Below are 25,499 nucleotides of genomic sequence, written 5' to 3' on the forward strand. Positions count from 1 at the left end.
ACACTGAAAAGGACGGAGCAGATCCGGCCACGGCGACACGACGGCACGACCGGCAAAGCCCACTCGTGCGGCCCAACCGCCCGTGCACACGACTTCCCAAGCGGGATGTGACGCGCGACACTCACGAAGGTGAGGGCAACCATGTCCGTTCAGGACGATCTGGCGGCCGTCAAGCGCCGCTTGCAGGACCTGGAACACACGGTCGACGAGCTGGAACGCCGCGTCGGAGCGGAGCGGAGCGCGCCTCCCACGCCCGCCTCCGGCCGTGCGGAGAGCATGGTGACCATCCCCGACGCCCCGTACGACGCCGGGAAGTGGACCGACGTCGACGACGAGGGTCTGGGAGCACGCGACCGCCACGCGCCGTAGAGCCGAGGAGGCCCTGTTGGCCACAGGTACACGACCCCCGACGAGTCACCGAGCGGCGACGGGGGTGCGCTCCCCGGGGCGCGCCTCCATCGCCGCCCGCCATCTGCGGACCGACCGCTGGTGGCTCTCCCCCGCCGCCACCGCGGCCGGGCTGCTCGCCTTCGTCGCGTACTCGACGTGGCGGGCCTTCGCGAACGCCGACTACTACGCCGCCCCCTACGTCTCCCCGTTCTACTCGCCCTGCCTCGCGGAGAACTGCGTCCCCATGCGCGGCGGGCCGAACTGGGCGCTCTTCGGCAGCTGGTGGGGGCTCTCCCCCGCCCTGCTGATCCTGGTCTTCCCGCTGGGCTTCCGGCTGACCTGCTACTACTACCGCAAGGCGTACTACCGGGGGTTCTGGGCGGCGCCCCCGGCCTGCGCGGTGGCCGAACCCCACCGCACGTACACCGGTGAGACCCGTTTCCCGCTGCTCCTGCAGAACCTCCACCGGTACTTCTTCTACGCGGCGCTGCCGGTCGCCGGGATCCTCACGTACGACACCGCGCTCACCTTCCGGAACGCCGACTACGAGTGGGGCCATGCCGGGCTCGGGACGCTGGTCTTCCTCGTCAACATCGTCCTCATCTGGGCGTACACCCTGTCCTGCCACTCCTGCCGGCACATCGTCGGCGGCCGGCTGAGGCACTTCTCGAAGCATCCCGTCCGCTACCGGCTGTGGACCTGGGTGGGGCGCCTGAACCGGCGTCACATGCAACTCGCCTGGGCGTCGCTGGTCAGCGTCGCCGCCTGCGACCTGTACGTGTATCTGCTCGCCACCGGTGCCTTCGACGACCCGAGGTTCTTCTGACATGAGTCCTGTGAGCTCCGTGGAACGGCAGCGGTGGGACGTGGTGGTGGTCGGCGCGGGCGGCGCCGGGCTGCGGGCCGCGATCGAGGCGCGCCGGGCCGGCGCGCGCACCGCCGTCATCTGCAAGTCCCTCTTCGGCAAGGCGCACACGGTGATGGCCGAGGGCGGCATCGCCGCCTCCATGGCCAACGCCAACGAGCACGACGACTGGAAGACGCACTTCCGGGACACCATGCGCGGCGGGAAGTTCCTCAACCAGTGGCGGATGGCCGAGCTGCACGCCCAGGAGGCGCCCGAGCGGGTCTGGGAGCTGGAGACCTGGGGCGCGCTCTTCGACCGCACGCCGGACGGCCGGATCTCCCAGCGGAACTTCGGCGGCCACGAGTACCCGCGGCTCGCGCACGTCGGCGACCGCACCGGTCTCGAACTCATCCGGACCCTCCAGCAGAAGATCGTCGGCCTCCAGCAGGAGGACCACCGCGAGACCGGCGACCACGAGGCGCGCCTGAAGGTCTTCCAGGAGTTCACCGTCACCCGCGTCCTCAAGGACGGCGCGGGGAGGGTCGCCGGGGTCTTCTGCTACGAGCGGGAGAGCGGGCGCTTCCTCGTCCTGGAGGCGCCCGCGGTCGTCCTCGCGACCGGCGGGATCGGCAAGTCCTTCAAGGTGACCTCCAACTCCTGGGAGTACACGGGCGACGGCCACGCCCTCGCCCTGCTCGCCGGGGCGCCGCTGGTGAACATGGAGTTCGTGCAGTTCCACCCGACCGGGATGGTCTGGCCGCCGTCGGTGAAGGGGATCCTCGTCACCGAGTCCGTACGCGGCGACGGCGGGGTCCTGCGGAACTCCGAGGGCAAGCGGTTCATGTTCGACTACGTCCCCGACGTCTTCAAGGAGAAGTACGCCGAGTCGGAGGAGGAGGGCGACCGCTGGTACGAGGACCCGGAGAACAACCGGCGTCCGCCCGAACTGCTGCCGCGCGACGAGGTGGCGCGGGCCATCAACGCGGAGGTGAAGGCGGGGCGCGGCTCCCCGCACGGCGGGGTGTTCCTGGACGTGTCGACCCGGATGCCGGCGGAGACGATCCGGCGCCGGCTGCCCTCGATGTACCACCAGTTCAAGGAGCTCGCGGACGTCGACATCACGGCCGAGGCGATGGAGGTCGGCCCGACCTGTCACTACGTGATGGGCGGTGTCGCCGTCGACTCGGAGACGGCCGCCACGGTCGGGGTGCCCGGGCTCTTCGCGGCCGGCGAGGTCGCGGGCGGCATGCACGGCTCCAACCGGCTCGGCGGGAACTCCCTCTCCGACCTGCTGGTCTTCGGGCGGCGGGCCGGGCTGCACGCGGCGGAGTACGCGGCCGGGGCCGCGCCCGCCGAGGTCGGCGAGGAGGCGGTGGCGGCGGCCCGGACGGAGGCGCTGGCCCCGTTCGATCCCGCGGACGGCGCCGGGCCGGCGGAGAACCCGTACACCCTCCACCAGGAGCTCCAGCAGACGATGAACGACCTCGTCGGGATCATCCGGCGGGAGAGCGAGATGGCCGAGGCCCTGGAGCGGATCGCCGCCCTGCGGCGGCGGGCCGGGCGGATCGCGGTCGAGGGGCACCGGCAGTTCAACCCCGGCTGGCACCTCGCCCTCGACCTGCGGAACATGCTCCTGGTCAGCGAGTGCGTGGCCCTGGCCGCCCTGGAGCGCACCGAGTCCCGGGGCGGGCACACCCGCGAGGACCGGCCGGCGATGGAGCGGTCGTGGCGGCCGGTGAACCTGCTGTGCCGGACTTCCGGAGCGGGCGGGATCGAGCTGGAGCGGGTGCGGACCGAGCCCATCAGAGCCGATCTGCTCGCCCTCTTCGAGAAGGAGGAGCTGGCGAAGTACCTGGCGGAGGAGGAGCTGGACGCATGAGCACGTATCAGGCCCACTTCCGGATCTGGCGGGGCGACGCCGACGGCGGGGAGCTGACCGACTACACCGTCGAGGTGCACGACGGCGAGGTGGTCCTCGACATCGTCCACCGGCTCCAGGCCACCCAGACCCCCGACCTGGCCGTGCGCTGGAACTGCAAGGCGGGCAAGTGCGGGTCGTGCTCGGCCGAGATCAACGGCCGGCCGCGGCTGATGTGCATGACCCGGATGTCGGTCTTCGACCGGGACGAGGTCGTCACGGTGACGCCCATGCGGGCCTTCCCCGTCGTCCGCGACCTGGTCACGGACGTCTCCTTCAACTACGTGAAGGCCCGGGAGGTCCCGGCGTTCGTCCCGCCCGCCGGGCTCGGCCCTGGCGAGTACCGGATGAAGCAGGAGGACGTGGACCGCTCGCAGGAGTTCAGGAAGTGCATCGAGTGCTTCCTGTGCCAGGACACCTGCCATGTGGTGCGCGACCACGAGGAGAACAAGGAGGCCTTCGCCGGGCCCCGCTTCCTCATGCGGATCGCGGAGCTCGACATGCACCCCCTGGACGCGGCCGAGGAGGCCGGACTCGACCGGCGGCGGACCGCGCAGGAGGAGCACGGCCTCGGATACTGCAACATCACCAAGTGCTGCACCGAGGTCTGTCCGGAGTCCATCCGGATCACCGACAACGCCCTGATCCCGTTGAAGGAGCGGGTCGTGGACCGGAAGTACGACCCGCTCGTCTGGCTCGGGAAGACGATCAGGCGGCGGAAGGCCTGAGTCCCCGGGCCCGTCCTCAGGCCGCGGCGCCCGCGCTCCAGCGGCCGAGGACCGGCTCGGCGAGGGTGCGGGCGGTGCGGCACAGGGTCTGCCCGTGGAGGTCGAACAGCTCGTCGCGCGAGGAGAAGCGGCCGAGGTCCGTCCGCAGGTGGGCGGAGAGGTCGCAGGGGGCCGAGCCGGCGCAGGCGGCGGGCGCGTCCCAGTCCACGGTCGTCCGGGCGACGGCCTCGAAGAGCGTCTCCGCACCGGAGTTGGTGAACCCGCCGCCGTGCCCGTCGGCGGGCTCAAGACCCGTGAACAGCTCCGCGATCGGGACCCAGACGTCGTCGAGCAGGAACTCCGGCCAGGCGAGCAGGACCTCCTCCGGGACGAACGCGCGCAGCTTCGGGAACCTCGGGTACCAGAAGGTGCCGTCGACGAGCAGGCCGCGCACCCGGGTCGCCACGCCGAGGGACCGGGCCACCGCTTCCAGGACCGCCATGCGCTGGCTGCAGGAGCCGCGGCCGAGCCGCAGGGTGCGCGACACCCGGCGCCGGTCCTCGACGGAGTACACGGGCCGTACGGCGGCGACGAGGATGCCGTGGGCCACCTGGAGCCGGGCGCGGTCGGTGACCGCTCCCCGGGCCTCGGCCTCGCGCAGCACCCGGGCGGTGAGCGCGGTCACGAGCGGATGCTCCAGGTCCAGGATCGCGGTGGCCCGGGTGGACCCGGGCACCTCGCGCGCGGGCGCTGCGAGGTCACGCGTGTGGACCGGCATCAGCAGACGGCTGGTCATGTCGTACTCCCCCCTCGGTGACGGCCTCGGTCCGGCCGTGCGGGCCCATCCTGCACCACGTCAGAGCCAGCCCGTCCGGTAGGCCGCCCAGTCCCCCTCCTCGGCCGCGAAGTCGACGTACAGCGCGAGGCCGAACCTCTTGCGGCCGGGGTCGGTGCGGCCGAGGCCGAGGCGGGCGCCCTTCACGGCCGCGGCGACCGTCTCCGCGTTCTCGTGGTGGCCGAGGTCGTCCTCGTGGAAGAAGGGGAGGCCGATGAGCAGGTCCGTGGTCTCGGGCGTCACTTCGAGGGCGAGGGCCGTCTGCTGGGCGACGTACCCGCCGTACAGGCTCTCCAGCGGCATCCAGGTGTCGTAGGACATGACGGCTATCTGGTCGACGCGCCGGGCGACCTCGCCGAAGAACTCCTGGGACCACCACTTCTCGCTGCCGTTGGAGCTGACCGCGCCGAGGGCCGTGTGGGCGCCCGGCAGCGGGTCGATCTGGTGGGCGGCGACCGAGAGCGGGACCTTGCGGGCCCGGGTCAGCTCCCCGAGGCCGTCGAGGAGGGAGAGGTAGTCCCGGTCGTCGGAGTGCAGCGGCTCCAGGTCGAAGTGGACGCCGTCGAAGCCGGCGTCGAGGATCTGCCGGGCCGAACCGACCACGGCCCGGCGTGACCCGGCGTCCTCCAGGCGCAGCCCCACGGGCCCCTCGGTGGCCAGGACGTCGCCGAGCCAGGCCTGGACCCGTATCCCGGGCATCCTGCGGTGCACGCCGCCGATCAGCCACGTGGCCCGGGGGTACCTGGCGGCCGGCAGGGTCCCGTCGTGCTCCAGGGGCCCGGCGTGCACGTACAGGTCGCGTATCCCGCTGTCCTTCAGGCGTGCGGCGAGGGCGTCGAGGTCGGCGTCCTTCTTCCGTCCGTCGACCCAGGCGTGCCCGATCCAGAAGGCGTCCTTGCCGCGGGTCCTGGCGTCGTCCCTGAGGTCGCCCGTGTAGCTGACGCGCAGGGCCAGGGCAGCGAAGAGCGGGGGCACCACGAGCACCAGGACAAGGCCGAGGACCCACCAGCGTCCCCGTCGCCACACACGCCTCAGCCGTCCGTCCACCCGAGCCCCCCAAGAGCCGTCGCGTCACTGGAACCACCGTAGCGGCGGCTACTGACAGTGACGCTCGGGCGAGGGGATCGGTTTCCGGCGGCACAGGCCCGGTCGCGAGCGGAGCTGCCTGGACCTTTCCGGCCGCCGCACAGGTCCGGTCGCGAGTGGAGCTGCCTGGACGTTTCCGGCGGCACAGGCCCGGTCGCGAGCGGAGCTGCCTGGACGTTTCCGGCCGCACAGGTCCGGTCGCGAGCGGACATACGCGGACATAATCTCGCCCTTGTGACGCGAATAGCCACCCGAGCCCTTCTCGCGGTGCTGGTGGCGGCGTGGTGGCTCCTCGTGCCCGCCGTACACGGTGCCCACGCCGACGACCCCGTCGTCCTGAACCGGGACGGGCAGATCACCGACCGGGTGGGCGCCCTCGGCGACCGCCGCGCCGACGTGGTCGCGGCCCTCGACCGGCTCTACGACGACCGGCGCGTCCAGCTCTTCGTCGTCTACGTACGGGACTTCTCCGGGCGCTCGGGCCAGGAGTGGGCCGACGCCACCGCGGAACGCAACCGGCTCGGCCTCGACGACGTCCTGCTCGCCGTCGCCACGCACGACCGGCAGTACGGCTACTCGGCAGACCCCGGCGCACGCTTCACACAGGCCCAGCTGGACGACGTCGCCCGGACCGCGATCGAACCGGCCCTCCGGCAGAACGACTGGGCCGGCGCCGCCATCGGCGCCGCGAACGGCTACGCCGCCGTCCTCGCCGGACAGCCCGTCCCCGCCCCGACGATCACCCCGGGCCCCGCGGACCCCGGCGCCCCGGCCGACGAAGGCAGCTCCGCGACCGACCTCGTCCTGCCCCTGGTCCTCGTCGGCGGCGCGGGGGCCGTGGCGGCCTACGCGTACACCAAAAGGCGGCGCCGCACCGAGACCCGCACCACGCCGCGCGGCGGACAGGGGTGGGGCCCGCCGAAGGAGACCGCGCCGCCGTCCCTGGCCGAGCTCGACGGGGAGGCCCGCCGGACCCTGGTCGCCACCGACGACGCCGTCCGCACCAGCCAGGAGGAACTCGGCTTCGCTTCCGCCCAGTTCGGCGAGGAGGCGGTGCGCCCCTTCACCGAGGCCGTCGACTTCGCCGGGGAACAGCTGACGGCCTCCTTCCGGCTGCGGCAGAAGCTCGACGACTCCTTCCCCGAGGACGACCCGACCCGCCGGAGCATGCTCGACGAGATCCTCCGCCGCTGCGCCGAGGCGAACGCGCGCCTCGACGCCGAGACGGAGGACTTCGACCGGCTCCGGGCCCTGGAGCGCACGGCTCCGGAAGCGCTGACCGGGGTGGAGGCGGCCTTCCACGAGCAGACCGGGCGGATCGGGACGGCCGAGGCGGCGCTGACCGCGATGCGCGAGCGGTACGCCGAGTCGGCGGCCGCGCCGGTCGCCGGCGACGTCGAGCAGGCGAAGGACCGCCTCGTCTTCGCGACGACCCACGTCAACCAGGCCCGCCAGCAGATCGACGCCGGCGACAACGGCGGTGCCGCCGTGCACATCAGGGCCGCCGAGGGCGCGGTGGACCAGGCGGCGCGGCTGATCGAGGCGGTGAACCGGCGGGCGCGGGAGCTGGCCGAGGCGGTGGAGAGGCTGACGGGCGCGCTCGCGGAGACGGACGCGGACCTGGCGGAGGCCCGCGGGCTGTTGAAGGGGACCGCCGAGGGGGTGTCGACGGCCGAACTCCAGGGCCGGATCGCCCGCGCCGAGTCGGTGGCCGCCGAGGTGCGGCGCGGTGTGGACGCCGGGCGGTACGACCCGATCGAGGCCCTGCGCCGGGTCGAGGAGGCCGACGCGGCGCTCGACGAGACGCTTGAGGGCGCGCGGGAGCGCGAGTCGGGGGTGCGGCGTGCCAGGGCGCTCCTCGATCAGGTGATACTGACGGCCCGTTCGGCGATCGGGGCGGCCTCGGACTACATCACCACGCACCGGGGCGCGGTGGGCAGCGAGGCCCGTACGCGCCTCGCCGAGGCCCAGCGGCGCTGGGAGAAGGCCCGGGCGCTCGCGGCGGCGGAGGACCCTCAGACGGCCCTGGTGGAGGCGCAGCAGGCGGACGCGCTGGCGCGGCGGGCCCAGGACCTCGCCGAGCAGGACGTCCGCACGTACGGGAACCCGAACGGCCTGGGCGGTGTGACGGGGGTGGGCGGGAGCGGTGGCGGCGGGCTCGGCGGTGCGGTGCTCGGCGGCATCATCCTCGGCGGCCTGTTCGGTGGTGGGTCCGGCAGAGGCGGAGGGGGCGGCGGGGGTTTCGGCGGGGGGCCCGGCAGCTTCGGCGGCAGCGGCACGCGCGGCCGGCTGGGCGGCGGGGGCCGTTTCTGATCTCGTACACAAGGAGAACGAGCATGAGCAGCAAGCAGACGATCCTCGGCCGGGTCACCCAGCTGGCGAAGGCGAACATCAATGCCCTCCTCGACCAGGCGGAGGATCCGCAGAAGATGCTGGACCAGCTGATCCGCGACTACGCGAACAACATCGCGGAGGCGGAGGAGGCGGTGGCGGCGACCATCGGGAACCTCCGGCTGATGGAGCAGGACCATCGGGAGGACGTGGACGCGGCGAAGGAGTGGGGCGGCAAGGCGCTCGCCGCGAGCCGGAAGGCGGACGAGCTGCGGGCGGGCGGGCAGACGGCGGAGGCGGACCGCTTCGACAACCTGGCGAAGGTGGCGCTGGGCCGCCAGCTCCAGTCGGAGAAGGAGGCGAAGACCGCCGAGCCGACGATCGCCGCCCAGACCGAGGTCGTGCAGAAGCTCAGGACCGGCCTCGACCAGATGAAGGCGAAGCTCGGCGAGCTGCGGGCCAAGCGGGACGAGCTGGTGGCCCGCGCCACGTCGGCCCAGGCGCAGAACCGGATGATGGACGCCGTGCGGAGCATCGACGTGCTCGATCCGACGAGCGAGCTGAGCCGCTTCGAGGACAAGGTGCGCCGGGAGGAGGCGAGGGTCCTGGGCAAGCAGGAGCTCGCCGCCTCCTCGCTGGACGCCCAGTTCGAGCAGCTGGACGCGCTCGGCGACAGCGCCGAGATCGAGGCCCGGCTGGCCGCGCTCAAGGGCTGATCCGGAGGCTCCTCGCGGGGGCGGCGGGGCGCGCGCTCCTCGCGTACGGAGTGGCGGCCGCTCAGAACATGCTGAGGAGCTGTTCCACCGTGGGTTCCGCCGCCCCCTCGCCGTCCGGCAGGGCCAGTTCGAACCAGACGGTCTTGCCGCGCGGGGTCCGGCGGGAGCCCCAGGAGGAGGAGAGCAGGCCGACGAGCTGGAGGCCGCGGCCGCCCTCGTCGGTGTCCCGGGCCCTGCGGCGGCGCGGCTGGACCAGGCCGGCGTCCCAGACCTCGCAGACGAGGGTGCGGTCGAGGAGCAGGCGGAGCCGGATCTCCCCCTCGCCGTAGCGCAGGGCGTTGGTGACGAGTTCGCTGACGAGGAGTTCGACGGTGTCGACGAGCGGTTCGAGGTCCCAGGCCGCGAGCTGGGCGCGGGCGAGTTCGCGGGCCCGGCCGACCGAGCGGGGTTCCCTGGGGAGCCGCCAGTCGCCGACGGCCTCGCTGGGCAGGCCCTGGATCCTGGCCATGAGGAGGGCGATGTCGTCCTCGCCGTGGCCGGTGTTCAGGCTGGTGAGGACCCGGTCGCAGACGTCCTCCAGGGGGCGGGCGGGGTCGGTGAGGGCGCGCCGGAAGGCCTGGAGGCCCTCGTCGAGGGGGTGGTCGCGGGATTCGACGAGCCCGTCGGTGTAGAGGGCGAGGAGGGCGCCCTCGGGCACTTCGACCTCGACCTCCTCGAAGGGTTCCCCGCCGACGCCGAGCGGCATCCCGGGGGGTACGTCGAGGAGCATGGCCTCCTCGCCGGGTTCGACGAGCACGGGCGGGAGGTGCCCGGCGTTGGCGAAGGTGCAGCGGCGGGTGACCGGGTCGTAGACGGCGTAGACGCAGGTGGCGAGGTAGACCTCGGAGAGTTCGGGGCCCCGGTTCTTGTGGGCGCGGGACTGCTGTGCGCCGATGGGGGCGCCCAGGCCGCGGGCGATCTCGTCGAGGTGGGAGAGGACCTCGGCCGGCTCCAGGTCGAGCTGGGCGAGGGTGCGGACGGCGGTGCGGAGTTCGCCCATGGCGACGGCGGCGCGCAGGCCGCGGCCCATGACGTCGCCGATGACGAGGGCGGTGCGGTGGCCGGGGAGTTCGATGACGTCGAACCAGTCGCCGCCCACCTCGGTGGCGGCGGTGCCGGGGAGGTAGCGGCAGGCGATGTCGAGTCCGGCGGCCTCGGGGTCGCCGGGCGGGAGCAGGCTGCGCTGGAGGATCAGGGCGCGCTCGTGCTCGCGGCGGTAGAGGCGCGCGTTGTCGATGCAGACGGCGGCGCGGGCGGCGAGTTCGACGGCGAGGGCCCGGTCGCGCTCCCCGAAGGGCTCGCTGCCCTTGGTGCGGGAGAACTGGACGAGGCCGACGACGGTGTCGTGGGCGACCATCGGGACGACCAGGGTGGACTGGACGAGATCTCCGTCGGAGCCGGGGACGGTGCGGACGCGTCCGGTGCGCAGGGCTCCGGCGCAGGGCGAGTTGAAGGGGTAGCGGTGGACGGCGCCGACCTCGATGGGGACGGGTCCGCAACAGCCGCTGCCGGGGGCGTGGCCCTCGTCGGCTCTGAGGCGGGTGTCGGAGACGGCGCTGGCGAAGGCGACCCTGCGGAGTTCGGCGCTGCCCGCCCCGTAGCCGACGTCGTGGGAGTTCCCCCAGCGGCCGGGCGGTGCCTCGTCGCCGGTGAGGAGGCCCTGGTAGAGGTCGACGGAGGCGAGGTCGCAGAAGCCGGGGACGGCGACGTCGAGGAGCTCGCGGGCGGTGGCCTCCAGGTCGAGGGAGTTGCCGATGCGGGCGCCGGCCTCGTTGAGGAGGGCGAGGTTGCGGCGGGCGCTGGCGGCTTCCCTGGCGGCGTTGTGGCGGCGGGTGACGTCGATGCCGAGTCCGGCGACGCCGATGGGCCGGCCGGAGCCGCTGTGGACGCGGTAGAGGTTGATGGACCAGTGGCGGCGGTCCCGGGCGCCGGGGGCGGCGCCGACGATCTGGAAGTCGGTGACGGACTCGCCGGTCTCCAGGACCCGCCGGAGGGCGGTGGTCATCCGGTCGGCCTCGGCGGGGTTGAGGTAGTCGTGGACGGTCCGGCCCCGGTGGTCGTCGGCCTTGCCGCCGAAGACGGTGGCGAAGCGCCGGTTGGCCCGCTTCACGGTGAGGTCGGTGCCGAAGAGAAGGAAGCCGAAGGGGGATTGGCCGAATATCGCCTGGGAGGCGGCGAGGTCGGTCTCGATGCGGCGGAGGGCGCGCACGTCGACGACGATGCAGAGCGCGGCCCTCTCCCCGGTCTGGGTCTCGCTCGGCATGACGTACATCTCGGCGATGCCCCGGGGCCGGTCCTCCCCCGGCATGCGGAACGGGACGAGGCCCGTCCACTCCTTGCCGTCGAGGATCTCCTTGACCCGTCGGTGGCCGCGCTCGCGCAGGTCGGCGGGCATGAAGGCCTCGACGGGGTCCTTGCCCCTGGCTTCCTCGGCGGTCACCCCGAAGAGGTCCACGGCCCTTCGGCTCCACTGCTCGACGAGGCCGTCGGGCCCGATCGAGAAGGACGCCACCCGGATGTAGTCATAGATCGAGCCGGGCGGGCTGCTCTGCCACACGACGCCGCCGCTCGCCGTCTCAGGTATCTCGCTCACGCGACCGTCCCCTCCAGCTCACCGCACCGGACCGGCCATGCCCGCAGTATTCAATACGGCAGGCCCCGACGGCACGACGTTCCCGATCACAGGGTGGTCTCGTTCGTCCCTCGCCGAGTACCGGTGATCGTTGTCCCACCCTGTTTACTCACCAGGGAGAGCCAGCTCGAACCATACGGTTTTGCCGGTCCTTCCTCTACGGGTTCCCCAGCGGCGTGCGGAACAGGCCACGAGACCGAGGCCGCGGCCCCCCTCGTCCTCCGGCCCCGGGGCCCGCTCGGTGGGGGGATCCGGAAGCGGATCGGAAACTTCCACGAGGAGCGCCCGCGGGCGGGCCGGGTCGGCGGCGGAGGAGGGGGGGCGGACCAGCCGGACCCCGATGGGGCCGGAGGCGTACCGCAGGGAGTTGGTCACCAGCTCGCTGACCAGCAGGACGGTCACATCGCCGAGGGCCGTGTCGAGCTCCCAGGCACGCAGGGTCTCGCGCACCGCGTGGCGAGCCGTGCGCACGGCGTTCGCTTCCGCCGGGAAGTTCCACTCCGCGCGGTCGCCGTCGGTGTCGATCACACCCGATCACTTCCCCAGCCGTGCGTCAGCAGGAAGGTCCATGCCCCCTCCCAAGGGGTCATTCTGGACATACCCGCTATTTAGGACGGGATATCCCGCCGGGGGCGTCAGCGGGCGCACGGTGGCACGAACGGCGTAGGGACTCAGTCGCGCGCTCCGCCGGCGGGCGCCGCCGGCAGTCTCAGCGCGGCCTCGGCGACGGCGGGGCGGTCCTGGTCGAGCCAGTCGACCGAGTCCAGCTCCGACCGGGAGAGCCAGCGGAGCTCGTCGTGGTCCTCCAGGGGGCGCGGCTCGCCGGAGAGCAGCCGGGCGGTCCACACCCGCAGGACGTACCCGGGCTTCAGCGGCCACTCGCCGGGGAGGCGCTCGCCGGGTTCGACCTCCACGCCGAGCTCCTCCCGGAGCTCGCGGACCAGGGCCTCCTCCGGGCTCTCGCCCGGTTCGAGCTTGCCGCCGGGCAGCTCCCAGCGGCCGGCCAGCTCGACGGGGGCGCTGCGGCGGGCCGCGAGCAGCCGCCCCCGGTCGTACAGGGCGCCCGCGACGACGACCACGACGCCGGCCCCCTGGCCGGGGCCGGCGTCGCTGTGGGACTCGGGGGGCGTGGTGGGATCGGTGGTGCGTTCCGTCATGGGCGCGAGCGTAGCCCGGCCCGGTCGGGGCCCGCCGGGGTCAGAGGGCGGGGCTGCCGATCCGCTCGACCCAGTAGAGCTGCTTGTGACCGCGGTCGTCGAGACTGTCCGCGATCTTCTGGGCTTCGTCCTTGGTCGCGTACCGCCCCACCCGGTAGCGGTTGCCGTTGTCGTCCTGCCGTATGACGAGCCAGGGAAGGACGGGGCCGCTGTCGGTCATCAGGCTTCTCCCTCCGCCGGTCCGGGCGCCGCTAAGGATCTCCGGGAAACCGCAATCCGCATATGCCGGAGCTTACGCCTGACCTTCACACAGCGGATACGGGTTTTCACAAAGAGGCACGGATCGGCCGGGAACCGACGGAGGGAGGCCGAAGGTCACACCCCGGGCGCCGCCGCGGGGACGGTGGGCACCGGCATGAGGACGGGCCCGCCCGCGGCCTCGGGGTCCTTGCGGCAGACGTCCCCGCACGTGGCGTCGAGCGAGCAGCAGAGGGAGCAGACGGGGCCGGAGCGCACCGGGCAGTCGGCGATGTCCGGCAGCTCGTAGGCCGTCTCGCACTCCGCGCAGACGTGGGTGGCGCGCTCGTCGGCGACGTCGGCACCGGGGCCGTTCACGGTGTTGGGGCGGGCCAGGTAGTAGCGGCCCTTGGTGGCCCAGGCGATGAGGGGGCAGAGGACGACGGCGAGGCCGGCGGCGATGAAGGTGGAGAACGCCTCGGCGTAGCCGCCGAAGAGACCGAAGAAGGCGAGGATCGAGACGACGGAGGCGATGGCCATGGCGCCGAAGCCGGCCGGGTTCACGGCGTACAGGTAGGCGCGCTTGAACTCGATGTACGGGGGGCTCCAGCCGGCCCGCTTGTTGATGACGAGGTCGGCGGCGACGGCCGCGATCCAGGCGATGCCGACGTTGGAGTAGAAGCCGAGCAGCTTGTTCAGCGCGGCGAACATGTTCATCTCCATCAGCGTCAGCGCGATGGCGAGGTTGAGGAAGATGTACCAGACGCGCCCGGGGTGCCGGTGGGTGACGCGGGAGAAGAAGTTCGACCAGGACAGCGAGCCGCTGTAGGCGTTGGTGACGTTGATCTTGATCTGGGAGACGATCACGAAGAGCGCGGCGGCGGGCAGCGCGAAGGAGCCGAGCCAGGGCTTGAGCGCCTCGATCTGCGGGGCGATGGGCTCCAGGGCGTGGGTCTTGCCGACGGCCTCCAGGGCGACGAAGGCGAGGAAGGCGCCGCCGAGCTGCTTGGCCGCGCCGATGATCACCCAGCCGGGGCCCGCGGCGAGCACGGCGAGGTTCCACCGGCGCTTGTTCGCCTCCGTCTTGGCGGGCATGAAGCGCAGGTAGTCGGCCTGTTCGCCGATCTGGGCGATCAGGGAGAGCGCGACGCCGGTGCCGAGACCGAAGCCGATCCAGGAGAAGCCCGCGCCGGCGCCCTCCGTGCCGCCGAAGGAGGCGAAGGCGCCCCAGGCGTCGGGAGCCTCGAAGGCGAGCACGACGAAGGGCAGCACCAGGCCGACGAGCCAGATCGGCTGGGTCCAGGCCTGCACCTTGGCGAGGGCGCCCATGCCGCGGAAGACGATCGGGATGACGATCAGGGTCGTGACGAGGTAGCCGATCTCCACCGGCAGGCCGACGGCCTGGTGCATGGCCTGGGCCATGATCGAGCCTTCGAGCGCGAAGAAGATGAAGGTGAAGGAGGCGTAGATGAGCGAGGTGAGTGTGGAGCCGAAGTAGCCGAAGCCGGCGCCCCGGGTGATGAGGTCCATGTCCAGGCCGTACTTCGCACAGGCCCTGGCGATGGGGATGCCGGTGAGGAAGATGAGCGCGGCGGCGGTGAGGATCGAGGCGAGTCCGCTGCCGAAGCCGTAGGTGAAGACGATCGAGGCGCCGATCGCGAAGTCGGCGAGGTAGGCGATGCCTCCGAGCGCGGTGCCCGCGACGGTCCCGGGCGACCAGCGCCGGAAGGAGTGCGGGGCGTACCGCAGGGAGTAGTCCTCGCGGCTCTCGTCCGCGGCGAGCTTGGCGTAGCTGCGGCGGGGTCCGGAGTGCGGCGGGGCCGCGCCCTGGTCCGGGGTGGGTGGGGTGACCGTGTCCGTCATGAGGGTTCCTGTCGTCCGACCGGGTCGCGGGTACGGACGAGGAAGGTAGGAGCCGCGCGTGACGGACGGTGGCGGGACGCGGTTGCCACGCGGTTACGCGAGTTGACGCCCCGTTAAGTCCGGGTCACACCCCTCGGACACCCGGCCCCGCTGAACGGTGACCGGGCCGCCGGGTCGGCCACCGCTCCCCTCGCCTCTGCGGGCTCACCTCACCGGCAGGTGGTACGCGATGCGGTAGCGGTCGGCCGGGACCACGACGTCGGCCGTCTCCACGGCGCGGCCCGAGGCGTAGTACGTGCGCTCCACGACCATGACCACGTGTCCCGGCACCCCGCCGAGGGCCAGGAGCTCCTCGGCGAGGCCTGGCCGGGCCCCGACCTCCTCCACCACGTTGTCCACGACCACGTCGATGGCCGCCATGCGCTCGACGACGCCGCAGCCGCCCAGCGGGCCCTCCTCGGGCAGCATGACCGGCGTCCGGCCGGTGACGGCGAGGGGCTCCCAGGAGGTGGAGACCATCATGGGCTCGCCCCCGTCCCGGTACACGTACCGCGTGCGCATCACCCGCTCCCCCGGCTCGATGCCGAGCCGCTCGGCCACCTCGACGCTCGCCGGCTCCTGCTCGCTGCGCGACTCCCAGGTGCCGCGGGCCCCTTCGGCGGCCTGCTCCTGACGGAAGGGGCTGGCGCCGGCCGCGGGACGGTAGCCGGAGCGGGCGATCCGCCGCGGGACGGGACGCTCGCGCACATAGGTCCCGGACCCCGAGCGCCCCTCCACGAGCCCCTCGGCCATGAGCACCTTGCGGGCCTCCAGCGCGACGGTGTCCGACACCCCGTACTCCTCGCGGATGCGTGCCTGCGAGGGGAGGCGGGTATGCGGCGGAAGCGAGCCGTTGGCGATCTTCTCCCGCAGATCGCTCGCCACGCGCAGATAGGCGGGCTGCTCACCGAACGTCACTGGACACTCCCCTCAGGTTGACTGACAGCTACAGCCTGACAACCGAACGTCGCGATCCGCAAGCATGGGCCAGAGTTTCACTCGAAGTGATGACGATCTGGGCTACCGGCGGTCACCTCCGACAGGTTCCCCCTCGCCCCTTGACCCCTATTGGTCCAGACCAATAGGTTCCTGCTCGCACGCTCCACCGGAGCCGCGGACCGGCGCCACGCCGCTCACGACGGTCCGGAACGGCGGTCGGTCACGGGCCGCCGTCCCCGGTCCGTCGTCTCCGGTCCGCACACGACGGGGCCGGGCCTCCCACGGAGGGAGACCCGGCCCCGTTCGCACACCCCGCGGCCGGATCAGGCCTGGCCGCCCTCGCCCGCCGGCGGCGTGCCCGTCAGTCCGAGCGCGGTCCGCGCCTGCGCGCCGAGGTTCTCGGGAAGGGCGTCCCAGGCGGCGTCGTACTTCTCCCAGTAGGCGTCCGCGTCGGCGGCGGCGGCCAGCGCGCCCCAGCGCTTCGACGCCGTGTCGAGCTGCTTGACGAGGGCCGCGACCGGGGCGGCGGAGTCGCCCGGCCAGTGGTGCTCGCCCAGAGCCGAGCGGGCCTCGTCGATCGCCTTCAGAAGCTCCCCGGCCCACTCCTTGTTCGAGGCGAAGTCCTCGTCCGGATCGTCCTCCGGCTCCTCGTAGACGGCCGCCTCGATCGGGTTCACGACCGTCAGGAAGAAGCGCTGCTCGGCGGTGAGCGTGGTCTTGTCGGAGCGCACCGAGCCCGAGAACTTCTTCTTCTCGGAGGCGAACACGCAGGTCACCATCCGGTCGCCGGCCCGCCAGCTCTCCCTGCTCGGCAGGTAGTAGAAGGTCCAGACGCCGTCCGGGACCCCCCAGGTATCCATCGCGTACTCGCCGTTGACCGTCTCGCAGCGCTCCCCCGCGAGGTCGTCGAGCGCGTCGTCGCCGGGCCACTTGTCGAAGCCGGTCACCTTGAAGTCGCCGGAGACCTCGCCGTCGTGCGGGCGGGCGCAGTCGACCACGGTGACGTCCGTCGTGTAGTCATCCAGCTTGCCGTCGCCGCTGAAGCACTGTCCGGTCCGCAGCTCGAACGTCGACCGGGCGGCCGCGGCCTCGTCCATGCCCTTCTTGAAGCCGTCCAAGGCCGCGCCGAAGCCGCCGGTCGCGAGGCCGACGACGAGCAGCAGACAGCTGAGGGCGGAGAGCACGATGCCGGCGATCGCGAGGCCCTTGCCCGTCTGGTCCTTCTTCTTGATCTGCGGCAGGGCGACGAGGCCGAGGATCAGGCCGAGGGGCGGCAGGCAGCACACGATGCCGGAGACGAGGGAGCCGATGGCGAGCCCGTTGGTGGAGCGGCGCGGCGGCTGCCCGTAGGGGCCCGCGCCGGGCTGTCCGTACGCGGTGTAGGGCATGCCCGGGGAGGTGTACGGCCCCGGGACGGGCCATCCCCCGGGCTGCGCACCGCCCCCTGGCTGTGGGCCCCCTGCGGGCGGCGGGGTCGGCTGGCTCGGCTGGCTCGGCTCCACGGGTGCGTGCTCCTGTTGCGGACGGGCATGCGAACAAACGCTCGGTCGCGCATCGTACGGAAGGGGCGGCCGCCCTCAGGCGACCGCCCCCCTGTTTACGTCAGGTGTGGAGACGTCAGGTGTGGATCAGAACTGCAGGGCCCAGGAGTCGATCTTCCCGGTGTCGTAGTCCGCGTTGTCCGTGACCCGCAGCTTCCACGTGCCGTTGGCGACCTCCGAGGAGGCGTTCACGGTGTACGTGGTGTTGATGTTGTCCGCGCTGCCGCCGGTGCCGAAGGCCTTCAGCGTGTACGCCGAGCCGTCGGGGGCGATCAGCTGGACCTGGAGGTCACCGATGTAGGTGTGGACGATGTTCACGGGCACCTGGAGGGCCGAGGGGGCGTTGCCCGAGACGCCGCTGACGGTGACCGGGGACTCGACGGTCGCGTTGTCGTTGATCGCGAAGTCCGCGGTGTTCTCGAACTTCGGGCCGGTGGGCGGGGTGGCGCTGCCGCCGCCGACGTACAGCAGCCGGTTCGGGGAGCCGGTGCCGGGGCTGGTGACGACGTTCGGGGTGGCGGCGTTCACGAGGGCCGTGGAGACCTGCGCGGGGGTCGCCGTCGGGTTGTCCGCCAGGTAGAGGGCGGCGGCGCCGGCGACGTGCGGGGTCGCCATCGACGTACCGGAGATGGTGTTGGTGGCGGTGTCGCCGGTGCCCCAGGACGAGGTGATGGAGGAGCCGGGGGCGAAGAGGTCGAGGCCGCTGCCGTAGTTGGAGTAGCTCGCCTTGGCGTCGCTCGACGTGGTGGCGCCGACGGTGATGGCCTCGGCCACGCGCGCGGGTGAGTGGTTGGCGGCGTTGTCGGTCTCGTTGCCGGCGGCGACCGCGTACGTGACGCCGGAGGCGATCGAGTTGCGGACGGCGTCGTCGAGGACGGAGTCGACGCCACCGCCGAGGCTCATGTTGGCGACGGCCGGCTTGACGGCGTTCCGCGTGACCCAGTCGATGCCCGCGACGACCTGCTCGGTGGTGCCGGATCCGGAGTTGTCGAGCACGCGGACGCCGACGATCTTCGCCTTCTTGGCGACGCCGTACGAGGTGCCCGCGACGGTGCCGGCGACGTGGGTGCCGTGGCCGTGGCCGTCCTGGGCGGTGTTGTCGTTGTCGATGGCGTCGTAGCCGTAGGAGGCGCGGCCGCCGAAGTCGGTGTGGGTGATGCGGACACCGGTGTCGATGATGTACGCGGTGACGCCCTGGCCCGCCGAGTCCGGGTAGGTGTAACTCTGGTTCAGCGGGAGGGCCTTCTGGTCGATCCGGTCCAGGCCCCAGGAGGGCGGGGAGGGCTGGGTGCCGTCGATGTGGAAGACGCGGTTCTGGACGACGGACTTCACGGCCGGGTCGGCCGCGAGCTTCTTCGCCTGCGCCTCGGAGAGCTCGACGGAGTAGCCGTTGATCGCCGAGGTGTACGTCCGCTTGATCTTCGCGCCGAACTTGGCGGCGACGGCACGGCCCTTGGCGGTCTCCGCCTGCGCGGACTCCTCCAGGGTGACGATGTAGCTGCCCGGGACGGTGCCCTCGGCCCCGGCGTTCTCGATGACGCCCTCGGGGGCGGCCGGTGCGGCGGCGGCCGGGAGGGCGGTGAGGGAGCCGAGGGCGAGGGCGGCGACGGCGATGGCCGCGGCGGTGGCCGTCCGGCGGCGCGGTGTGCGCATCACTGACATGTGGGGGTCCTCCTCGTGGGGGTAAGGCAGGAGCACGACAGGGTTGTGACGTGAGCTGCGACATGGACATGTCAATACGACGCGAGGGGCCCGCGCCGTCTCGAACGTCCGGCTGCCGAGCGAAAGATTGACTGATCCATAGGAATCTCACAAGGGCCCGCACACGTCCGCAACACCCGTGCCACATCGCTGACATGCTGGCCGCCATGACCGCCTACGAGTGCCCTCGCTGCCGGATCCAGTCCCCCGTCTCCGCCCTCACCTGGTGTTGTCCGAAGTGCCGCGGCCCCTGGGACCTCGCGTTCACGAGTGCGCCGGTCTCCCTCCCGTCACTCGCGTCACGTGTGAATTCATTGTGGCGTTACGAGGAGGCGCTCCCTCCGCTCCCGTACGGGCCCGAGGTGAGCCTCGGCGAGGGCCGCACACCGCTCGTACGCCTCACCGGACCGGCCATCGGCTCCACCGGCCCGGCCACCGGCTCGGTTCGGGCCAAACTCGACTTCCTCATGCCGACCCTGTCCTTCAAGGACCGCGGCGCCGTGATGCTCGCCGCGCACGCCCGCCGCCTGGAGCCCCGCACGGTCCTCGCCGACAGCAGCGGCAACGCGGGCACCGCGATCGCCGCGTACAGCGCGCGGGCCGGGCTCGACTGCGTCGTGTACGTCCCCGAGGGCACGTCCCCGAAGAAGCTGGAGCAGATCCGAGCGCACGGCGCCCGGCTCGTCGAGGTGCCCGGCGATCGCGAGGCGACGGCCCGCGCGGCGCGCGAGGCGGCGGACGAACCGGGCGTCTTCTACGCCTCGCACGTCTACAACCCGTACTTCCTGCACGGCACCAAGACCTACGTCTACGAGCTGTGGGAGGAGCTGGGCGGCCGCCTCCCGGACACGATCGTCGTCCCCGTCGGCAACGGCACCCTGCTCCTCGGCGCCGCCCTCGCCGTCGAGGAGCTGTACGGCCACGGGCTCGTCGAGCGCCGGCCCGCGCTCGTCGCCGTCCAGGCGGAGGCCGTGTCCCCGCTGGCCGCCGCCTTCCACGCGGGCGCGGAGGACCTCACCGAGCCGGCCGCGGCGCGCCCCACCCTCGCCGAGGGCATCGCGATCCCGGCCCCGCCCCGCGCCCGGCAGATCCTGCGGGCGGTGCGCGCGACGGGCGGCACCTTCCTGACGGTGACGGAGGAACAGATCCGTACCGCCCAGCGGGACCTGGCCGGCCGGGGCCTCTTCGTGGAGGCGACCGGCGTGGCCTGCTGGGCGGCGGTGAGCGCGGCCCCGCCGCGCCCCGGGCTCACCGTGGTGCCGCTGTGCGGGGCGGGCGCGAAGACGGGGCTCGTACCGTGAGCCGGGGGGCCTCAGTCCGTCCGGCCGCCCGTTCCGGCGACCACTCAGGCGGTACGGAAACACGTGGCCGTACGGGGCCGTTCCCCGGCAGACTGCGCCCATGAGCGGCAGTCGAGAGGTGACCGGCGTCGAGGCGCATTCCGCGGGCGGCACGGGCCGGCTCGTCATGCGGGACCCCCGCGACAGCGGCCACGGTCACGCGGTGGAGCGGTACGTGATCGCGAAGGGCGAGGGCCGGCCGCGCTACATGGAGCTGCTCGGCGGCCGGTACCTGCACCCCGACCGGCCGCCGCGCCCCGGCTTCGTCGGCCGGATCATCGAGGACGCGGCAGCCGTCACGGACGACGAGCTGGACGCGCTGCTCGCCTACGAGTGGCGCTCGCGGTACACGGCGGCGTGGCTGATCGGCGTGGACCGGCGGGCCTCCTTCCGCGAGCGGCTCGGCGAACTGCTCCTGGCCAGCGAGGTCTGCTACGCGGGCGGGGCCTACTGCTTCGCCCTCGCCCGGCTCGGCACCCGCGCCGACGCGGAGATCCTCGTCGCCTACCTCGACAGGTACCTGCCCCGTACCGACCTCCGCTACGACCAGCCCCAGGCCCTCGGCGCCCTGCTGCGGCTCGACGCCGCGCTCGGCACCTCGTACGCCGAGCGGTTCCTCACCCCGGGCGGCCTCTGGGAGACCTGGGTCGGCGCCCTGCCCCAGCTGCGCGACGACTCGGCATACACCCCGGAGAGGCTGCGGGGGTGGACCGACCTGCGGTGCGACTTCGCGGACGGCTGGACCCGTCCCTGAAGCCGCACCGGGATCACGGCCGTCCCGTACGGATCAGAACTCGTCGGCGCCGTTGCGGAGCTCGTACGTCCAGTAGCCCGTCTTCGCGGCGGCCTCGTCGACCGCGAGGCCGCCGGCGGGGGCCTTGACGACGATGCTGCCCTCGGCCGGGCCCTCGGCGGCGAAGAGGTTCACGTTGAACTCGTTCACGACCTTGTTGTCCTCGTGGACGCCGCCGAGCGCGATCCGCACGTTCGCGTAGGCCGGCTGGCCGGCCTTCAGGACGATCGGGGCGGCCGGCTTGCTCTTCGCGACGGCCGGGACGTCCTTGGCGGTCTGGATGGGCCCGAAGGCGATGAGCGGGTACTCGAGCAGGGTGCAGGAGCGGCCGGAGGTGTTGGTGGCGGTGAGGACGATGTGCTCGGTCGGGACCTCGTCGGCCTTCGCCGCCGTGACCTTGATGTCGCCGTAGGCGCAGGCGGGGGCCTTCGCGGAGCTCTGGCCGCTCGTGGAGCCGGTGGTGGAGCCGGCGGTGGACCCGGTGCTGGAGCCGGTCTTCGAGCCGCCGGTGGAGGCCGTGGAGCCCGTCGAACCGCCCGTGGAGCCCGAGCCGCTCTTCGACGCGGTCTGGTCCGCCGTGCCGCCGGCGGCCGCGCCGCCCTCACCCGTACCGGCGGTGGACGGGGCGGAGCTCGCGCTCCCGGCGTCCTTGGCGCCCGTGGCGTCGTCCCCGCCCCCGCAGGCGGTCAGGCCCAGCGAGAGGGCGGCGATGGCGGCGGCGGCCAGGACGGTGTGCTTGCGGTGGTTGCGCATGGTGGTACTCCCCCGTTGACGCGTCGGTCGGCGCGTGCGGTCCACGCGCGCCGGTGCACCTCGCTCGGTGCCGCATCCAGCTTCCCGGCCCCCGCTGCCGTCCCGCTTGCGTATCGCTAACGATCCGCTGTCAGGCGCGAGAGATGCGCCGCCGCCCGCGCCGACCCCTCGGTGAAACCCGCCGCGTCGGCGGCGACGATGGCGCGTTCCAGCTGGTCGGCGGCCTCTTCCAGACGGCCGATGCCGGCCAGTGCCTCGCCCCGGGTGATCTGCAGCGAGGCCCGGGTGATCACCGCGTCGGGCGCGACCAGTTCCCCGGCGCGAAGGGTGTGCGCGAGCGCCGCCTCGTACTCCCCCGCCCTCAGGCAGTGGCCCGCCAGGTGCTGGAGGGTCAGCACCTGGGTGGAGGGGTGACCGGTGCGGTCGGCGAGCGAGACGGCGTGCAGCATCAGCAGCCCGGCCCGCTCGTGCTCCCCGGTGGCGTCCAGGACGGCGGCGTAGTTGACGTACCCGATCGCCTCGCTGATCGTGTCCCCCGCCCGGGCGGCCAGACCCGGCGCCTTCTCCAGGTGGACGAGCGCCTCGGCGTCGCGGCCCTCCTCGTGCAGGATCCAGCCGAGCAGGGCACGCGCGCGCGACTGCGCGTCGAGGTCGCCGACCGCCTCGGCCGAGGCGAGCCCGGTCTCCAGGAGCGGGGTCCAGCCGTCCCCGATCCGCATGAGCATCAGCGGCCACGGCACGAGCGCGAGCCGCCAGGCCCGGTCGTGCATCCCGAGGGCGGCCGCGGCGGCGACCGCGCCCTCCAGGGCGGGACGTTCGGCCGCGTACCAGTCGAGCGCCGCCGTACGGTCCTCGAACTCCCGGGTCGCGGCGGGCCGTCGGGCGTCGGCGGGCAGCGCGTAGCAGGGCTGTGAGCCGGGCTCCGCGGCCGCGTCGGCGGCGAGCCCCGTGTAGAGGTAGAGGTCGAGGAGCCGGGCCAGGCCCTCGGGGTCGGCCTGCGGGGCGAGGTGGCGGGCGTAGAGGCGCACCAGGTCGTGCGGCGTCCAGCGGCCGGGGACGGCCTCGGTGAGCAGGTGGGCGGCGGCGAGCCGGTCCAGGTCGGCGGAGGCCTGTCCGGGTGTCGTTCCGGCGAGCGCGGCCGCCACGAACCGGTCCAGGTCGGAGCCGGTGTGCAGGCCGAGCGCGCGGAACATCCGGGCGGCGGACTCCGGCAACTGCTGCACGGTGAGCCGGAGGGCGGCGGAGACGCCCCGGTCCTCCACGTCGAGCAGAGCCAACCGACTCTGTTCGTCGGCGAGTTCGCCGACCATGGCGTCGAGGGTCCAGTGCGGTCGCTCGGCCAGGCGGGCGGCCGTCACCCGGAGGGCGAGCGGCAGTCCGTCGCAGAGCCGGGCGAGCCGGGTGGCGGCGGCCGGTTCGGCGGCGACCCGGTCCTCGCCGAGCACGGTGGTGAGCAGGGCCGCCGAGGCGGCGGGCTGCAGGTGTCCGAGGGGCACGGGGCGGGCGGCGTCGGAGGCGATGAGGCCGCCCAGCCGGTCGCGGCTGGTGACGAGCGTCGTGCACGGGGCGCCGCCGGGCAGCAGTGGCCGGACCTGTTCGGAGGAGCGGGCGTTGTCGAGGACGACGAGCAGCCGCCGCCCGCTGGTGAGCGAGCGGAACAGCGCACCGCGCGCGTCGACGGTCTCCGGGATCCGCTGCGGGGAGACGCCGAGGGCGAGCAGGAACTCCCGCAGGACGGCGGCGGTCTCCGGAGCCGGGGTGTCGCTGAAGCCGCGCAGGTCGGCGAAGAGCCGTCCGTCGGGGAAGTCGGCGCGCCGCTCGTAGGCCCAGTGGACGGCGAAGGCGGTCTTGCCGACGCCGGCCGGCCCGGTGACGAGGCAGACCGGGCCGTCCCCGGCGCGGACGGCGGCGTCGAGCGCGGCGAGTTCGGCGCCGCGGCCGGTGAAGCCGCGCGGGGCCCGCGGCAGGCCCTCGGGCGCCGGGGCCCTGACCTCGGCGGCGGGGCGGGGGAGGGAGACGGGCTGGGCGGAGCGGAGCAGCGTCGCGTACGCCTCGCTGAGCGTCTCGCCGGGGTCGACGCCCAGCTCCTCGGCGAGCAGCCGCCGGGTCCGGTGGTACCAGTCGATCGCGTCCGACTGGCGGCCGGAGCGTCCGAGCGCGAGCATCAGGGCGGCGGCGAGGGATTCACGCAGGGGATGGGCGACGGCCTCGGTACGGAGGACGGCGGCCGCCCTGCCGTGCTCGCCGAGCTGCCCGTACGCCTCCGCCAGCGCCTCCACCGACGCGAGCCTCAGCTCCTCCAGGCCTCCGGCGGCGGCTTCGAGGGGCCTGCTGTGCACGGTGCCGGTGAGCGCGGGCCCCTGCCAGTACGACAGCGCCTCGCGCAGCATCCGTACGGCGTCGGCGGGCCGGCGCTGCACCCCGGCGAGCCCGACGAGCTCCTCGAAGCGGTGGGCGTCCACGAGAGACTCCGGCATCCGCAGGACGTACGCCGTGCCCTGGGTGGCGAGTTCGACCCCGTACGCCTCGGCGCCGTGCTCGGCGAGCAGGGCGCGCAGCCGCGAGACATGGCCCTGGAGGACGGTCTTGGCGTGGGTGGGCGGCTCCTCCTCCCACAGGGCGTCGATGAGCTGGCCGACGTTCACCGCGCTGTTGGGCCGCAGCAGGAGCATCGCGAGCAGACTGGACCGCTTGGCGGGCCCCAAGGCTACGTCCCCGTCCTCCGTCACCAGCGCGACGGAGCCGAGCAGCCGGAACTCCACCTGTATACCTCCGCGATCCTCTCCCCCATTCCGAGGAACCGAGGATACGTGGGGCGAGGGGGCCGCCCGCCCGAGGCGCGGCCCCCGGCCACGGCCCGCGATGTCACCTGACTGCCCCGCCCGCGTTGCCGAGCGCCCTTTCCGGCCCTCGCATGGAGTGGGGAAGACGAGCCCGCACGGGTCCACCGGAAGGCAGGAATGGCGCACTATGTACGTTCGCAGCATCTACGCAACGGGTGATCCGGCCGCGCTCGACGGGGTCGCCGAGGCGCTCAGGACCGAGGGGCGCGAGCTGCTGTCGTCGCAGCCGGGCTACCGCGGGATGGGGCTGTTCGTCGACCGCGAGCTCGGCAAGCTCCTGGTGGGGTCGTGGTGGGAGGACGAGGCCTCCCGGCAGGCCAGCTTCGAGGCCCTGAGCAAGCGGCGGGAGGAGCTCTTCTCGCCCTTCGCGCGGACGACGGCGATCGACAACTGGGAGGCGCCGGTCGCGCGGCGCGCGGAGGACCTCGGGCCGGGCGCGGGGTTCCGCCTGGTCCGCATGGACGTCGAGCCGGCGGACGTCGACCTGCTGGTGGACACCTTCCGCGACACGGCCCTGCCCAAGGTCCAGAAGGTCCCCGGCCTCTCCGGCATCTCCCTCCTCGTCGACCGCGACCGGGGCCGGGCCGCGGTCGGCGCGCTCTACGCCGACCGCGACGCCCTCGTGGCCTCCCGCGGGGCCATCGCGGCGATCCGCGGAGAGGCCACGAAGACGGCCCGCGCGACCACCCAGAGCCTGGAGGAGTTCGACGTGGTCCTCGCGACGGCGGTCCCGCACGCCTGAGCACGCGGAGGTGCGCGGACGTGCGCGGTGGTTACGCGGACGTCCGCGGA

Annotated in this window: 21 protein-coding genes; 9 read left to right on the forward strand and 12 right to left on the reverse strand. The window is 73.1% G+C overall.

The annotated features are described in order from the left end of the window. The first annotated feature begins 141 nt into the window (after positions 1–141). The 4 genes from ABT041_RS15385 to ABT041_RS15400 are packed head-to-tail and all read left to right on the forward strand — an operon-like array spanning position 142 to position 3,883. On the forward strand, positions 142–369 hold the full coding sequence (locus ABT041_RS15385; RefSeq protein WP_351184157.1) for an Rv0250c family protein: 228 nt from the start codon (positions 142–144) through the stop codon (positions 367–369). A gap of 16 nt (positions 370–385) precedes the next feature. Then, on the forward strand, positions 386–1,216 hold the full coding sequence (sdhC, locus tag ABT041_RS15390) for a succinate dehydrogenase subunit SdhC (RefSeq protein ID WP_351184159.1): 831 nt from the start codon (positions 386–388) through the stop codon (positions 1,214–1,216). A 10-nt stretch (positions 1,217–1,226) separates the two neighbouring features. Further along, positions 1,227–3,116 carry a fumarate reductase/succinate dehydrogenase flavoprotein subunit gene (locus ABT041_RS15395; protein WP_351184478.1) on the forward strand — a complete coding sequence of 630 codons (1,890 nt, stop codon included), beginning with the start codon at positions 1,227–1,229 and terminating at the stop codon, positions 3,114–3,116. Then, positions 3,113–3,883 (forward strand): succinate dehydrogenase/fumarate reductase iron-sulfur subunit, encoded by a 771-nt coding sequence (locus tag ABT041_RS15400; protein ID WP_351184161.1) that lies wholly within the window; start codon positions 3,113–3,115, stop codon positions 3,881–3,883. The genes ABT041_RS15395 and ABT041_RS15400 overlap by 4 nt, the downstream gene beginning before the upstream one ends. A gap of 16 nt (positions 3,884–3,899) precedes the next feature. Here the strand turns inward: ABT041_RS15400 and ABT041_RS15405 are convergent, their stop codons facing one another. Next, positions 3,900–4,658 (reverse strand): transglutaminase domain-containing protein, encoded by a 759-nt coding sequence (locus tag ABT041_RS15405; protein ID WP_351184163.1) that lies wholly within the window; start codon positions 4,656–4,658, stop codon positions 3,900–3,902. A gap of 60 nt (positions 4,659–4,718) precedes the next feature. Next, positions 4,719–5,744, reverse strand: a complete 1,026-nt coding sequence (locus ABT041_RS15410) for a glycoside hydrolase family 18 protein (RefSeq protein WP_502976485.1) — start codon at positions 5,742–5,744, stop codon at positions 4,719–4,721. A 273-nt stretch (positions 5,745–6,017) separates the two neighbouring features. Here ABT041_RS15410 and ABT041_RS15415 point away from each other — a divergent pair, with 273 nt between their 5' ends. Further along, a complete protein-coding gene (locus ABT041_RS15415; RefSeq protein WP_351184164.1) occupies positions 6,018–8,096 on the forward strand; it encodes a TPM domain-containing protein in 2,079 nt (692 codons plus the stop codon). A gap of 23 nt (positions 8,097–8,119) precedes the next feature. After that, positions 8,120–8,830 carry a PspA/IM30 family protein gene (locus ABT041_RS15420; protein WP_351184166.1) on the forward strand — a complete coding sequence of 237 codons (711 nt, stop codon included), beginning with the start codon at positions 8,120–8,122 and terminating at the stop codon, positions 8,828–8,830. A gap of 61 nt (positions 8,831–8,891) precedes the next feature. Here the strand turns inward: ABT041_RS15420 and ABT041_RS15425 are convergent, their stop codons facing one another. The 8 genes from ABT041_RS15425 to ABT041_RS15460 form a co-directional block, all read right to left on the reverse strand. Next, on the reverse strand, positions 8,892–11,462 hold the full coding sequence (locus ABT041_RS15425) for a SpoIIE family protein phosphatase (protein WP_351184168.1): 2,571 nt from the start codon (positions 11,460–11,462) through the stop codon (positions 8,892–8,894). 144 nt (positions 11,463–11,606) lie between these two features. Beyond that, on the reverse strand, positions 11,607–12,029 hold the full coding sequence (locus tag ABT041_RS15430; protein WP_351184170.1) for an ATP-binding protein: 423 nt from the start codon (positions 12,027–12,029) through the stop codon (positions 11,607–11,609). Between the two features lie 143 nt (positions 12,030–12,172). After that, positions 12,173–12,658, reverse strand: coding sequence for a (deoxy)nucleoside triphosphate pyrophosphohydrolase (locus ABT041_RS15435; protein ID WP_351184172.1), 486 nt, complete (start codon positions 12,656–12,658; stop codon positions 12,173–12,175). A gap of 40 nt (positions 12,659–12,698) precedes the next feature. Continuing rightward, positions 12,699–12,878, reverse strand: a complete 180-nt coding sequence (locus tag ABT041_RS15440) for an SPOR domain-containing protein (RefSeq protein ID WP_093874257.1) — start codon at positions 12,876–12,878, stop codon at positions 12,699–12,701. A 155-nt stretch (positions 12,879–13,033) separates the two neighbouring features. Then, positions 13,034–14,758 carry a purine-cytosine permease family protein gene (locus ABT041_RS15445; protein WP_351184175.1) on the reverse strand — a complete coding sequence of 575 codons (1,725 nt, stop codon included), beginning with the start codon at positions 14,756–14,758 and terminating at the stop codon, positions 13,034–13,036. A gap of 204 nt (positions 14,759–14,962) precedes the next feature. Next, complete coding sequence (locus ABT041_RS15450; RefSeq protein WP_351184177.1) at positions 14,963–15,715, reverse strand: GntR family transcriptional regulator; 753 nt, start codon at positions 15,713–15,715, stop codon at positions 14,963–14,965. A gap of 344 nt (positions 15,716–16,059) precedes the next feature. Then, positions 16,060–17,124 (reverse strand): DUF4190 domain-containing protein, encoded by a 1,065-nt coding sequence (locus ABT041_RS15455; protein WP_351184179.1) that lies wholly within the window; start codon positions 17,122–17,124, stop codon positions 16,060–16,062. A 240-nt stretch (positions 17,125–17,364) separates the two neighbouring features. Continuing rightward, positions 17,365–18,939 carry a S8 family peptidase gene (locus ABT041_RS15460; protein ID WP_351184181.1) on the reverse strand — a complete coding sequence of 525 codons (1,575 nt, stop codon included), beginning with the start codon at positions 18,937–18,939 and terminating at the stop codon, positions 17,365–17,367. 194 nt (positions 18,940–19,133) lie between these two features. Between ABT041_RS15460 and ABT041_RS15465 the strand changes: the two genes are divergently transcribed. Continuing rightward, positions 19,134–20,279 carry a threonine synthase gene (locus ABT041_RS15465; RefSeq protein ID WP_351184183.1) on the forward strand — a complete coding sequence of 382 codons (1,146 nt, stop codon included), beginning with the start codon at positions 19,134–19,136 and terminating at the stop codon, positions 20,277–20,279. 100 nt (positions 20,280–20,379) lie between these two features. Then, complete coding sequence (locus tag ABT041_RS15470; RefSeq protein WP_351184185.1) at positions 20,380–21,072, forward strand: DUF6000 family protein; 693 nt, start codon at positions 20,380–20,382, stop codon at positions 21,070–21,072. Positions 21,073–21,105: 33 nt separating this feature from the next. Here the strand turns inward: ABT041_RS15470 and ABT041_RS15475 are convergent, their stop codons facing one another. Next, positions 21,106–21,864, reverse strand: a complete 759-nt coding sequence (locus tag ABT041_RS15475) for a DUF4232 domain-containing protein (RefSeq protein ID WP_351184187.1) — start codon at positions 21,862–21,864, stop codon at positions 21,106–21,108. Between the two features lie 116 nt (positions 21,865–21,980). After that, on the reverse strand, positions 21,981–24,626 hold the full coding sequence (locus tag ABT041_RS15480; RefSeq protein ID WP_351184189.1) for an AfsR/SARP family transcriptional regulator: 2,646 nt from the start codon (positions 24,624–24,626) through the stop codon (positions 21,981–21,983). Between the two features lie 208 nt (positions 24,627–24,834). On the opposite strand from ABT041_RS15480, the gene ABT041_RS15485 reads away from it, so the two are divergent. Then, positions 24,835–25,449, forward strand: coding sequence for an antibiotic biosynthesis monooxygenase (locus ABT041_RS15485; RefSeq protein WP_351184191.1), 615 nt, complete (start codon positions 24,835–24,837; stop codon positions 25,447–25,449). Positions 25,450–25,499 lie beyond the last annotated feature (50 nt).

Origin of the sequence: Streptomyces sp. NPDC002825, assembly GCF_040295385.1 — a bacterium.
In the GTDB taxonomy this organism is placed as follows: Bacteria; Actinomycetota; Actinomycetes; order Streptomycetales; family Streptomycetaceae; genus Streptomyces.